We start from the raw sequence: 11,975 nt of genomic DNA on the forward strand, positions 1-11,975 counted from the left end.
CTCCGCGTGAGCGCAAGCGGGTGGCTGCGCCACCCGCACACCTTGCCTGCTGCGCAGGCAAGGTGACGGCCCGTCCGCTGCGCTCCCGGGCCGGCGGGGACTTCGTCCCGCTGACAGGCCTCCGCTTCGCTCCGGCCTGGGGCGGGTCCGCTGCGCTCCCCCGCCTGACGGTCCTTCCGGCTGCGCCTCCAGGACTTCAGGGGCTCGCTGACGCGAGCCCCTGCTGGCTGCGTGAGGGTGTTGGGCGCCGTCTGTGGCTGCCGGCTTACGTGGCCTGAGTGTTGTTGGGCAAGGGTCCGAGGGCCTCTTGCAGCCGGGACGGTCCGGTCATGCCCGTGCGTGTTTGCGCCGAGCAGACCGGTTGGCGAGCAGAAGACACGCCCACACCAGAACGTGGCACAAAGACAAGGCGATACTCGCTCCGCTGGAGCCCGCTATCACCTGCCAAGCCAGGAGTCCGATGGCTATGCAGAGCATCGGCCAATAGATCCAGACTCTCCCTGGCGCGCCTGGCACGGTCCATGATGGCGGGGGCCGCGGACTTGAACGCCGCTGCATCGGGTCTCCCTTCTCGGGCCCCGTCCGCTTGTCCGGGAACTTCGGCCCAGGTGCCAAAAAGTGACAGCGATATAGGTGGACCGGTTGGTCAAGCAGGCGGTCGGCCGGTGATCGCCGACAGGGTCGTTGTCCTGATTCGGCGGTAGGTCACGAAGCCGTGCACGGTCAGCCCTGTCCAGATGACGGTACTGACCAGTGGCCACCACAGATCCCACCCCTGTTCACCCTGGAGGAGACTGCCGATCCAGTTCACCGCCCAGCTGACCGCAAGTACGAGTGCCGCCCACCTGGCCCACCGCCAGATCCGCATGGTCCCCCGGGTACGGGCTTCCTGCGGGTTTTGCTCGTCTTGCCGTAATCGTGTGCTGTCCATGACTTCCCGTCTACCCCCTTCCTCGTCCACATTTCCTGGCTCTCCAAAGCGCATGAGACGAAGGGAAGGCGTCGTGGTTGCGGTGCGCCGCCGGATGCAGTCGAAAAATCTGGAGCGGGCCTGGTAGTGCGCTGCCACCAGGCCCGCCGAGATGAAGGGTCAGCGTCTGCGGGCCCAGCCGGATCCGACGCCGGCCACATGCAGAGCCAGAGCCGTCAACCCCAGCAGCATCACATTCGTCGAGGAGAACACATCGTTGGTACCGATCTCTGCCGCGTTGATCAAAAACGCGAAGAAGAACAGCACCGCCGCGACTATGCCGAGCATGAACAAGCTCCTCTCAAACGGGTGAACCCCCGTATGCCCCGCCACCGCCGCTGCAGACATGGGACGAAAGCTGCTCGGGCTGCGGGCCTGCCCTGGGTGCGTGGGGGCGTAGCTGGGGCAGGGTCGGAGGCCGGCGGGCAGGCCGGAGGGGGCGGAAACGGCACGTGAGTCTGCTGGTTGGTCACCCGTGCCTCTGCGGCCTGCCTCGTCCCTCGAAATCGCGCCGCACTCCCCCACCCTGGTCTTCGATCAGACCCGCGTCGTCGGGAAGGTCCAGAACGGTGCCGCAGTGCCTGCACAAACTCCCGTTCTCGGCTGGCGTGCCACACGCTTTGCAGAACCGGTTGCCTGTCTGGTCTTCGGTCTTGTCTGTCATGGCGCTCCAGTGCAGTCGGGCGATTGACAGAGCCGGGGTACCCATCGGGTCGGTGGAGATTCGCTCCGTCCGGTCTGCTTCGTTTTCTAGTCTCGATAGAGTCTGGAATCAGTAGACTCCATCTCTTCTATCCTAGAAGCTAGCTTCGGCGTGGATCTGGCGTGCTGGCCCGGGAAGTGATCCCGGTGCCCGGAGAGCAGAGGCCGTTCCCAACGGGCCCTGTTACATGGGAGTTCGCGGCGTGGTCCTAGGGTAACTCTTCGCAGGAATCTGCGGGGGAAGGAAGACGGAATGGTGATGAGGAAGCTTCGTCCTCACCAGCGGGAAGCGGTGGATGCCGTACTCCAGGCACTGGAATTCCCTGCAAGATCCACTGTGCCCGAGCGGGGACTCCGCACTCAGGTGATCATGGCGACTGGGACCGGCAAGACCCTCGTTGCCACCCGCGCCGCGGAAGAGCTCAGGGCCGGCCGTGTGCTGGTGCTCGTTCCGTCGCTGGACCTGCTGGCGCAGACCGAGGCCGCGTGGCGCGAGGGAGGCCGTACGGGCCCGATGATCGGGGTCTCCTCCCTGCGGGGCGAGGACGTGTCCTTCCCCAACACCACGGACGTGGACGAGCTGGTCAACTGGGTACGGCCCTTCGATAAGGTCACCGTGTACGCCACCTACGCCTCCCTCGGACTCGGCACCCTGGAGCGCGCCCACGCCGCCGGGCTTCCGGGCTGGGACCTGATCGTCGTCGACGAGGCGCACCGGACCTCGGGGCGGATCGGTAAGCCGTGGGCGGTCGTCCACGACAACACCCGTATCCCTGCCCTGCGGCGCCTGTACATGACCGCCACGCCGCGCCTGTGGCAGCTCGACGTGGACGCCGGTGCGGGCGTGCCGGGTGAGCTGGTCGCGTCGATGGAGGACGATGCGGACGGCCCGTTCGGTGCCCGCTGCTACGCCCTCACCCTGTCCGAGGCCATCGACCGCGGGATCTGCGCCCCCTACCAGGTGGTGTGCGTGGACATCACCGACACCCAGCTCCAGGCCGCCCAGCTCCTCGGCGCTGAGGGCCGCTCGGACCAGGTCCGCGGGGCCCGGCTCGCAGCGCTCCAGACGGCGCTGCTCAAGGCGTCGTCGGAGGAGAACTTCCGCAGGACGCTCGTCTTCCACCACGTCGTGAAGGAGGCCGAGGCGTTCGCCGCCGGCCTCCCCGACGTCGCCAAGCGGCTCCACGCAGCCGACCCCGAGCTGTATCCGAAGACGATCTGGGCCAACTGGCTGTGCGGCGACCACAAGCCGGGCCACCGGCGCCGGGTCCTCACCGAGTTCGCGTCCGGGATCGCCACGGACGGCACGGTCGTCGAGAAGGGCTTCCTGGGCTCGGTGAAGGTCCTCGGGGAGGGCGTCGACACCAAGAACTGCGACAGCGTGTACTGGGCCGACGTGCGCGGCTCCATGCCCGACCTCGTCCAGGCCGTCGGCCGCGCTCTGCGCATGCAGCCCGGCGAGGGCAAAGTCGCCTCGCTCGTCGTGCCGGTCCTGCTCGGGCCGGGCGAGACGGCGGACAACATGCTCACCTCCCGGGCGTTCGGCGGGCTGGCGAAGCTACTGGAAGCGCTCAGGGCGCACGACACCCGAGTGGTGGAGCAGCTCGCCGAGCAACAGGCCCCGAGCCGTGTCAGGGGCGTACGGACCCGCAGCGGGCAGGGTGAGGAGGAGACCGGGAGCGACCGAAGCGACCGACTCTCGGTACCCGCCCGGCAGCTGCTGAAATTCTCCACGCCTCGCGACCCCGCGCAGCTGGCCGCGTTCATCGACCTGCGCGTCCTCAACCCCGAGCACGAACACTGGCGGCGCGGCATCGAGGCCGCCGTCATCTACAACCGGCTCCACGGCGACCTGAAGGTGCCCTTCACGTTCCGCGTGCCCGGCCGTGACGACCAAGAGGCCGAAGGCGAGGGGTGGCCGGCAACGCTCGCCGATTTCCCGCTGGGGCAGTGGATCGCCGACAACCGGCGCTTCTACGCCCGCGGCGACATGGACGCCGCCCGCGTCGAGCAGCTGGAGAAGCTCGGCATGATCTGGAGCCACTACGACGTCGCCTGGGAGGAAGGGCTCGCGGCGGCACGCGGGTGGGCCAAGGAGCACGGGCACCTGCTCGCGCCGCTGGACGCCACCTACCAGGGCTACAAGGTGGGCATCTGGCTGAAGAACCAGCGGGCCGCCGCCCGGCGAGCGCAGGAGATCGAACAGCGGCGCGCCGAGGACCTGCCGGTGGAGTCGTCGGCCGGGGCGCTGTCGGACGAACGGCGCGAGCAGCTGGAGGACATCGACCCCTCCTGGTGCCCGGCCTGGCCCATGGCATGGCAACGCGCCTTCCACCTCGTCCGGCTCCACGTGGAGGACGGCGGCGAACTGCCCACCTCGCCGGGCGACGTCGTGCACCAGGGCGAGGATCTGGGGCGCTGGGTGCGCTCGGTCCGGCTCGGCTGGGACAACCTCACCACCGTCCAGCAGTGGATGTGCGAGCACGTCCTCGGGATCGAGCCCGCCAGCGAGGACGAAAAGCCCGAGCCGCGCCGTACGCAGGCCGACAAGTGGTTGATGAACTACACCGCCGCCAAACAGTTCTACGCGCGCGAGGGGCACCTTCGCGTACCCAGGAAACACATCGAGACGATCGTCGTCGGCAGCGATGGGAGCGGCAGCAACGGCGAGGACCAGGAGGTTCGGGAGGTTCGGCTCGGAGCATGGATCGGGAACCAGCGCAGCCGGGCCGCGACACTGACACCGGAACGGATCGAGCAGCTGTCCGCGATCGGCATGCGGTGGTCGTAGGAAGCCAGTGCGGGTTGACATCCGCGGCGATCCCCCAACCTTCTACAAGGTGCGAAGGTCCGGGTCAGATGTCCCCGGCCTTCGCCTGAGAGGGATGCTGTGCGCGGTCCGTCAGGCCGTCGTTCTGGTCCCCGTTCTCGTCGGCGGGGCGACCGGAGTCGTAGCTGAGCCATCCGGCGGCGATCGACGGGTGGCCGGTCGCCGGCCGCAGCCGCTTGCCGGTCTTTATGCACGGCCGTGACATCGGTGAACGAAGGGGGCCATCCATGGCGTACAGCAGTGACATCTGGGGTGAGCGCACCGCCGACGCCGCGCCCGTCATCCGGTCGGCGCCAGACACCGGCGTCCTGCCTCCCTTGGGGCACAACGGCACGTGAGCAGGGCGTGGCGTCGTGATCCCTGGCGGCATGCGGGTGAGCATGTGCGGGCCCAGTCCTCTTCCCGTACCGAGGCGATGTGATGCCCGACCGCGCTGACCGTGTCCGCCCCGAGAGGGTCACACCCGGGTGGGGCTTGCGGCACCGGCCGCCGGAGCAGTCGTTGTTCAGCGGTGTCTACGGACTGGTGCTGGCCAGTGCCCTGGTGGCTGCGCTGGACGCGACGGGTGAGAAGGCCGATCCTGGTGGGGATGCCTTGTGGGTGCTGCTTACTGCGCTGGCTTCGGGCGCTGCCCATGGGTACGCGCACGTCATTTCCCAGCGTGCGTCCGTCGACGGGGCAGCCATCGCGAGCAGGCGGCGGTTTGTGCTCGCCGAGTGGCCTCTGGTGGCGGCCGTGCTGCCCACGGTGGGGATACTGCTTGCTGCGGTAGCCGGGTGGTGGTCAGAGGCCACGGCGGTGGACGCGGCTCTGCTGTTCAACACTGTCGCCTTGTTCGGCTGGGGTACATGGGCTGCCCGCGCCGCGGGGCATGGATGGCCGTCCTCGTGTCGGGCGGGGGGTATGGACATGCTGATCGGTCTGGCGATCATTGTTGCGAATGCCCTGATCAAGTAGGGAGATGATCGGGTGCCTTGGCGGTGAGAGGCCATGAGTCCTTGGTCCATGGGGATCTTTCCTCTCCTGCTTCTGCCGGTGTCGGCAGTCTGCGTCGCCTCGTCTTGGCCCTGTTCGGGGCTGGTTGGCGGCGTGGGGTGGCCGTGCCGGGCAGGACGCCCTGATCGCCCGCATCCTGTCCGACCTGGCTGCGAGGAACGTCACGGCGTGCCGGCAACGTGAGCACCGCGCCCGCACCGTCACTCGGTGCACCACCGTCATGGAATGAGGTCTGCTGCCACAGCGTTGGGCGCGGTTGCGGTCCACCTGCCAGTGCACGTATGCGGGGGCGGGGCTGTGGCCGGGTCGGGCCTGGCGGCGGTGAGGACGTCCCGTGTCGATCGCGGCGGTGCCGGTCGCCGCGGTGAAGGACCTGACCTTGGTGACGCGCACTGCCGGGTGGGCGGTCAGGACGTCGGTGAGCATCCTTGGGGGGCCGCCCGCTCTACGGTTGTCGGCTGCCATGGTGTGCCGGGTGGTTCTCCAGGTCGATGACCAGGCGCATGACGAGTTCGCCGTCGACCGTGCGGGTGCGGTCGCCGATGATCCGGTTGTGGTGGCGGACGCCGGGCTCGAGGGGCATGACGTGGGTGAGGAGCGGGTCGACGGTGCTGTCGGTGCGCAGGGTTTCGGCGGCGGCGAGGAGTTGTGGGTTGGTGACGCCGCGGTTGCCGGTGAGTGTGACGCTCAGGCCCGGGCGGGTGAAGGTGGTGGTGGCCGGGGGGCAGGGGCCGCCGGTGTTGGCGCGGCGGACGCCGTCGAGGCCGGGCAGCAGGGGGGTGGTGGCGCGGGGTGGACGCCGCCGAGAGGGTGGATGGCGACCAGGCGCTTGCCGAGGGTGGTGAGGGGCGGTCTCGACGGCGGGGACGGTTCCGTGGGCGGTGGGTGGTGACGAGGCGTGTGGCGGTGCCGGTGACGCGGCGCGAGGAGAGCGGCGAGATTGCCGGTCAGGCCGTCGCCGTGGACGACCAGGGTGTCGGGAGCCGAGGTGGCCAGGCAGGAGAGGGCGTAGCGGACGACCGCGTACGGTTCGACGAGGGCGGCGGGGAGGTCTTCGGGGAGGTGTGAGACCAGGCCGTCGCGCATGGCTGATGCGCTGATGAGGACGCGTTGCTGGAAGAGACCCGGGACGTTGCGGTCGAGGAGGAAGGACGGGTCGCCGGGGTGGGTGGGGTTGACGAGTACGCGGTCGCCGGGGGGCGAAGCCGTGGGTGCCGGGTCCGGCGGCGACGACGCGGGCGGCGCCCTCGTGTCCGACGATGGGTGAGGGGTCGTCGCGGTCGCGGTGCAGGATCTGGATGTCGGTGCCGCAGGGGCTCAGGTGCTCGGGTGCTCGGGTGCGAGGAGGAGTTCGCCCTCGGCGGGGTGCGGAGTGGGGATCTCTTCGATGCGGCAGGTGGTGCCGTGGCGGACGACCGCGCGGTGGGTGGCCGTGGCCGGCATGGCGTCCTTCCGGGGTGGTGACGGTCGGCGGGGCTGGTCTCAGTGTTCGGTGTCCGGGGTCGGTGTCGAGGACCACGTGGTCGGCGCCGACGTCACGGAGGAAAGCGATGTCGGCGCGGATCTGGTCGGGGGCGCCGTAGCCGAGGGGCCGGGAGCCGGGGTCGGCGGGGGTGCGGGTGGGCAGGAGAAGATCCTCGGGCGAACTGCTTGCCGTCCGCGAGGGCCCCGGCGGCGCGGGCGCACAGCTGCCGGCCGGGGTGGAGAGGGTGCCAGGTGGTACCGATCGGGTTGACGCGTTCCAGGGCGCGCGGTCCGTTGCCGCCGATCCACAGCGGCGGATGCGGGTCCTGTACGGGCCGGGGTGCGGTGTGCACCCGGTGGCCGCGGTGGGTGACGGTGTCGGAGGTCCATGCCTGGACCAGGACGTCCAGGGTGTGGTCGGTGGGCGCCGCGTCTGTGGAAGTCCACGCCCAGGACGTGGGAGGTGCGGGGGGCCCAGCCGACACCGACGCCGACGACGAAGCGGCCGTTGCTGAGCCGGTCGATGGTGGCGATGGCCCGAGCGAACGTCACAGCCGCGCAGACGTCGGGCAGCGGTAGCAGCAGTGTCGGCCAGCAGGCTACGGACGATAGCCCGTTCTGGACCCATGGCAGGCGTCTCGGTGCAGCCGTCGTGGGACTCGCCACGCTGGTAGGCACCGGAGCGGCCCTTTGGCCGTTGCTGGGAAAATAGCTGGGTTGGCGAAGCTGACCGCTTGACGCAGCGGCGGGGGTCAAAAGGAGTTCAAGGACACAGCGTCGCTCACCAGGCGGCCGGGACCCGACCGCACAGCAGCAGAACGGCGCCAGCGGCAGCACTGCTGCGAAGCGCCAACACGGCAACGGCCCGGCGGGGCACGCGACACGGCCAGCACGGCGGGACAGCAGCCGGACGGCCGGACGACAGGGAGACGCCCGGCCCACGGCGGAGACACGGCAACCCAGCCACGGAACGACGCCAGCCGGCAGTGGCCGGCGCGCTGGCAGCGGCACAACGTCGCCGTCCGCGAGCTGTTGGCCTACGAGGACCAAGCCGACGTCCTGCCCGGCGTCACCGTCCACGGGACGGACCTCGGCAAGTGGCTGGCCAGGCAGCGCCAGCACACGGTCTGGGTAAAGCTGACGGTCCAACAGCCCGAACTCCTCGAGGCGATCGGCGTCACGCCCCTGCCCCTCGAGCAGGAGACGCCCGCCAAGGCCCCCCGAAATGGCCGTGAGCGCCTTCCAGCGAGACGTTGCGGCCCTGGCGCAGTACACAAAGACCCGCACCGGCTCAGTGAAAGTATCCAGGGCCCACGTCGAACGGCTGGAGGATGGCACGGAGGTCAAGCTCGAGGTGTTCCTCAGCAACAGCAATAGCCGCCGCGCCAAGCTGAGTGCCGACAAGCTCCAGGCGCTCGCCAACCTCGGACTCGAATAGGCAGCAGCATGACCCCAGCCACTCGTGACCTGGTCAGCGCAGGCCGCTATGTCGGAGGATGCTCTTGCCCGTCTTCAGGACGGCTTCGTCGTGGCGCCCTGGCGTGCCCGTCAGGCCGCGGCCGAACCTCTCGCGCAGGCCGGCTGCGACGGACGACTTCCCCGAGGCGCTGTTGCCGCGTAGGACGACCAGCCGGGTTTCTTCGATTCCCACCATCACGGCGGTCACGCTACCGACGGCCGGTGACAGCACCTGGGGCGTATTGGAGGGTCAGGCTCACCCGCCCCCAGGGGAGGGCTCCGTCGAGGGCGCCACTCGGTCCCGCCCGACTGACTCAAGCCCTCTGGCACGCGCTGCCCTGGCCCGGACTAGCCGGGGCAGCGGTGATGACCTGCGCCTGCTTCTGGGGGCGCTCGCGTGGCAGGCGGGTAGCCACCCGCGCGGCTGGAGTGACAGGCTGTACCACTGGCGGCCGACAAGTTGTAGGGCAACAGAGTTCGGCACACTCGCTATCTGTGATTCAGGCGATTAGGCTGCGAACGGCTCCGGCACGCTGGTGAGATCGCAGGCATGGACATCATTCGACCGGGGTGGGACCACTGCGGTGCGGGGGCCTCAGAGGACAACCCAATTGGATGCCGAGGTATCAAGATCGGTGGAGCAGACAGGTGCCTCAGACACATCGACCAAGGGGAACGCGACGCGTACCTCGCGACGCTGACACCCGGCGCTGACATCGATGCAAGGGGCACCGAGATCAGCAGAGAGCTGCTGGATGCGCTTTTGGACGCGCTGTGCAGTCACGGAGAAGAACAACCGCGCATCGGACGGGCCCGGTTCGACGAAGCGATCTTCACGGGGGCTGCAAATTTCAACACGGTATGGTTCGGCAAGGGAGCCTGGTTCACACAGGTAACGTTCAGCGACGACGCCGTGTTCTCCGGTGCGGTATTCAATTCTGTTGCACGATTCGATCGAGCGGAATTCCGCAGGCGCGCGAACTTCGATGAGGTGCGGTGTGAGGCCAACGATACGACACTCGCCGGGCATCTCATCTTCTCCGGCGCGTCGTTCGCGACGGGGCCTTGGTTCATGGGAGCCCGCGGCATCAGGCTGCTTGACCTCAAGGGAATTCAAGTGGCGCAGCTCACCGTCGCTCAAGTGGTCGCTGAGCGCATCGACCTCTCCGGCGCCCGGTTCGAGGCGCCGGTCACGCTGAAGGCAAGCGGAGCATCGATCGACCTCACGCACGCCTACCTTGCCGAGCGCTGCACCTTGACCTCGATGGATCACCATGTGGCCCAGTCCGGTCTGCCCGCCCACCCGATCGGGCCCCACCTGCGTCCCTCAGTGACCTCACTCTCGGGCGTGGACGCATCCATGCTGCTCCTTTTCGACGCCGACCTGTCACGCTGCACATTCGCGGGAACCCACAACCTCGACCAGCTGCAGATCGAAGGTTCCTGCGTCTTCGGCGAACCACCCCGAGGCCCGCGATGGACCCGACGCCGTGTGATCGTCGAGGAGGCGTGGTGGCGGGGGTGGCAGACCTCAGGGCCAGCTCCATATCCGGCTGCCCTGGCTGATACGTACCGGCAATTGCGTAAAGCCCGTGAGGATGCCAGTGACGAGCCCGGCGCAGCCGACTTCTACTACGGCGAGATGGAGATGCGCCGTCACAGCCGCCCATGGCGAAGTGCCGAGCGCTGGCTTCTCCAGGCGTACTGGCTGCTGTCCGGCTACGGCCTGCGCGCGTCCCGGGCACTTTGCTGGCTCGCCCTCGCCATGCTTACCACGATCCTGTTGATGATGGGTTACGGATTACCCGCCGAGCCTTCGAAGCAGGAGATCGCCCGGGAGAGGATCGACGGTGAGTGGAAGACCATCGTCAGCACATTGGATCCGACGAACCCGACCGGTGATCGCTTCACCAGCAAGCGGTTTGAAAAGGCACTCAGCGTGACGCTCAACTCGGTTGTTTTCCGCTCTAGCGGCCAGGGCCTCACTACCGCCGGCACGTATATCGAGATGGGCTCTCGGTTCTCCGAACCTGTGCTGCTCGGCCTCGGCGCGCTGGCAATTCGCGGCCGACTCAAGCGTGGGAGCTGAAGCTCTCACATGCAGAGGCACACGGCTTGCATAGGCCGTCGCCATCCCGATACCTCCGCTCTCTGCACTGGATTTGCGCGGCGTCAGCCACCCCGGGCCGCATCGCAGCACTCGTAGTACGCGTGTCCCGAGAGAACGGCAACGGGTGAGGTAACCACGCGTCCGTGCCGGGCAGCTCGCGGCCTTCGTCCGCGGTCTCCGCGGCCGGGGCGCGACGAACGCCCAGTCCTTGCGGCGCCCCGCAAGGAGATGTTCGCTCGGGCACCCCGACCGCGGACCGGCCGCTGGTGGGCATGTGCCTCGGTCCGCTGGCCACAAACCCCCACTCCGCAACGAGTTCCAATGACGCCTGCAGGATGCGCAAAATACCGACGAAAACCCCGGCCCCCACGAGGCCCCAGATCGCCCGGCTGAAGGCAGAGATCACCAAGCTCAAGGGACGGCGGGCCTCGCACTCGGCCCGCTGCTGCTCGGCCGCGCGGCGCAGCTGCTCCTTGACCGCGCACTCGCGGGCTGCGTACTCGGCTCGCTGGCGGGCGTCGTGGGCTTCGCGGCGCGGGTTGCCGATCGCTTCGAGGAGCGTCTGGTTGTGCGGCCGGCCGAAGCGCTGGAAGATCGCCCCGGCCGGGCCGTGCTCCTTCAGTTTGTTCATGCTGGTGACCACGATGGGCAGCTTGCCGTCGTACATGTGGAAGCCGTCCTCGTACGCGGTGCCCTGCCAGTGCCGGCGGGTGAGCTTGGCCAGCTGCGCGATGACGGTGTTGGGGTTGCGGGGGCCGATGTGGTTGAAGACGAGTAGCAGCGGCGGGTGCGGTTGATCGCCGTGGCGGCCGTCGGGCGCCCACCAGCGGGTGCGCCACATCGGTCGCTCCTTGCCGTCGACGTCTTTCACCTTGCGCTGGCAGAACCGCTTGTCGATCTTCGCGGCGAGTTCCTGCGCGGGCTCGAAGCAGTTGTCGATCTCCACGAACAGCAGCGGCACCCCGTCCTCGGGCGCGGTGATGACGATGTCCGCCTGGGCGCCGCCCTTGCCGGGGTTGGACCAGGTGCCGGTCGCGGGCAGCGCCACCTCGGTTGCGTAGGAGGCGATGGTGCCCAGCCCGGCGGGCGCGTCGACGGCGGCCTGCGCGGCGGCGAGGACGTCGGCCGGCTCGTTGGCGAGCTGGTCCGGCTTCGGGCGCAGCAGGGCGAGCACGGCTTCGTTGACCGTCATCGGGTGCAAGGCGCCGGCGCGGCCCGCGCCGGGCTGGTGGGCGAGTCGGCCCGGGACGGTCGGTGAGTGTCGCCGGTCCAGTCCCAGCGGTCCGGGTCCCCGGGGCGCGGGTCGTACAGGGCACGGCAGGAAAGGGGGTTTCTGCGGCCGTACCCATACGCAATCCAGCCTGACTCGAACGCTGTGCGCGGTCAGCAACACACAGGGCCCGTTATACGCGGGGAGCCCGCGGCAGGTCACAGAGGGTTCGGGC

The 11,975-nt window shown here is 68.8% G+C and carries 11 protein-coding genes and 3 pseudogenes; 6 read left to right on the forward strand and 8 right to left on the reverse strand.

Annotation, left to right across the window (positions count from 1 at the left end; translation table 11 throughout):
- Nucleotides 1-1,090: 1,090 nt before the first annotated feature.
- Entirely contained in the window at nucleotides 1,091-1,258 is a 168-nt protein-coding gene (locus tag ACIG0D_RS31210; protein WP_099052758.1) for a hypothetical protein, read from the reverse strand.
- 667 nt (nucleotides 1,259-1,925) lie between these two features.
- On the opposite strand from ACIG0D_RS31210, the gene ACIG0D_RS31215 reads away from it, so the two are divergent.
- Complete coding sequence (locus ACIG0D_RS31215) at nucleotides 1,926-4,463, forward strand: Helicase associated domain protein (RefSeq protein WP_399807591.1); 2,538 nt, start codon at nucleotides 1,926-1,928, stop codon at nucleotides 4,461-4,463.
- 64 nt (nucleotides 4,464-4,527) lie between these two features.
- Here the strand turns inward: ACIG0D_RS31215 and ACIG0D_RS31220 are convergent, their stop codons facing one another.
- Nucleotides 4,528-4,707, reverse strand: coding sequence for a hypothetical protein (locus ACIG0D_RS31220; protein ID WP_399807594.1), 180 nt, complete (start codon nucleotides 4,705-4,707; stop codon nucleotides 4,528-4,530).
- Nucleotides 4,708-4,922: 215 nt separating this feature from the next.
- Between ACIG0D_RS31220 and ACIG0D_RS31225 the strand changes: the two genes are divergently transcribed.
- The gene (locus ACIG0D_RS31225) at nucleotides 4,923-5,459 is read left to right on the forward strand and encodes a hypothetical protein (RefSeq protein WP_399807597.1); all 537 of its coding nucleotides are present in this window, start codon (nucleotides 4,923-4,925) and stop codon (nucleotides 5,457-5,459) included.
- A gap of 484 nt (nucleotides 5,460-5,943) precedes the next feature.
- On the opposite strand, the gene ACIG0D_RS31230 is transcribed toward ACIG0D_RS31225, so the two are convergent.
- Nucleotides 5,944-6,081 (reverse strand): hypothetical protein, encoded by a 138-nt coding sequence (locus ACIG0D_RS31230; RefSeq protein WP_399807599.1) that lies wholly within the window; start codon nucleotides 6,079-6,081, stop codon nucleotides 5,944-5,946.
- Nucleotides 6,082-6,386: 305 nt separating this feature from the next.
- Here ACIG0D_RS31230 and ACIG0D_RS31235 point away from each other — a divergent pair, with 305 nt between their 5' ends.
- On the forward strand, nucleotides 6,387-6,566 hold the full coding sequence (locus tag ACIG0D_RS31235; RefSeq protein ID WP_399807602.1) for a hypothetical protein: 180 nt from the start codon (nucleotides 6,387-6,389) through the stop codon (nucleotides 6,564-6,566).
- A gap of 249 nt (nucleotides 6,567-6,815) precedes the next feature.
- On the opposite strand, the gene ACIG0D_RS31240 is transcribed toward ACIG0D_RS31235, so the two are convergent.
- The 3 genes and pseudogenes from ACIG0D_RS31240 to ACIG0D_RS31250 all read right to left on the reverse strand — a co-directional run.
- The gene (locus tag ACIG0D_RS31240) at nucleotides 6,816-6,941 is read right to left on the reverse strand and encodes a hypothetical protein (RefSeq protein ID WP_399807605.1); all 126 of its coding nucleotides are present in this window, start codon (nucleotides 6,939-6,941) and stop codon (nucleotides 6,816-6,818) included.
- 92 nt (nucleotides 6,942-7,033) lie between these two features.
- Nucleotides 7,034-7,447, reverse strand: coding sequence for an LLM class flavin-dependent oxidoreductase (locus ACIG0D_RS31245; RefSeq protein ID WP_399807607.1), 414 nt, complete (start codon nucleotides 7,445-7,447; stop codon nucleotides 7,034-7,036).
- Nucleotides 7,398-7,973: pseudogene (locus ACIG0D_RS31250) on the reverse strand (LLM class flavin-dependent oxidoreductase); the annotation flags it as partial. The pseudogene ACIG0D_RS31250 and the gene ACIG0D_RS31245, both read right to left, overlap by 50 nt.
- A 21-nt stretch (nucleotides 7,974-7,994) precedes the next feature.
- Between ACIG0D_RS31250 and ACIG0D_RS31255 the strand changes: the two are divergent.
- Both ACIG0D_RS31255 and ACIG0D_RS31260 read left to right on the forward strand, forming a co-directional pair.
- Nucleotides 7,995-8,081 (forward strand): annotated as a pseudogene (locus ACIG0D_RS31255) (hypothetical protein); the annotation flags it as partial.
- A 175-nt stretch (nucleotides 8,082-8,256) separates the two neighbouring features.
- The gene (locus ACIG0D_RS31260; RefSeq protein WP_399807949.1) at nucleotides 8,257-8,400 is read left to right on the forward strand and encodes a hypothetical protein; all 144 of its coding nucleotides are present in this window, start codon (nucleotides 8,257-8,259) and stop codon (nucleotides 8,398-8,400) included.
- 111 nt (nucleotides 8,401-8,511) lie between these two features.
- Here the strand turns inward: ACIG0D_RS31260 and ACIG0D_RS31265 are convergent.
- A pseudogene (locus tag ACIG0D_RS31265) lies at nucleotides 8,512-8,616 on the reverse strand (kinase); the annotation flags it as partial.
- A gap of 354 nt (nucleotides 8,617-8,970) precedes the next feature.
- Between ACIG0D_RS31265 and ACIG0D_RS31270 the strand changes: the two are divergent.
- Entirely contained in the window at nucleotides 8,971-10,509 is a 1,539-nt protein-coding gene (locus ACIG0D_RS31270; protein WP_399807610.1) for a pentapeptide repeat-containing protein, read from the forward strand.
- Here the strand turns inward: ACIG0D_RS31270 and ACIG0D_RS31275 are convergent.
- Nucleotides 10,493-11,722: a hypothetical protein gene (locus ACIG0D_RS31275; RefSeq protein ID WP_399807613.1), complete on the reverse strand. Its 1,230-nt coding sequence runs from the start codon at nucleotides 11,720-11,722 to the stop codon at nucleotides 10,493-10,495. The two genes, ACIG0D_RS31270 and ACIG0D_RS31275, sit on opposite strands and share 17 nt — an antisense overlap.
- Nucleotides 11,723-11,975: the final 253 nt, after the last annotated feature.

Source organism: Streptomyces sp. NPDC052773 (assembly GCF_044547145.1).
In the GTDB taxonomy this organism is placed as follows: domain Bacteria; phylum Actinomycetota; class Actinomycetes; order Streptomycetales; family Streptomycetaceae; genus Streptomyces.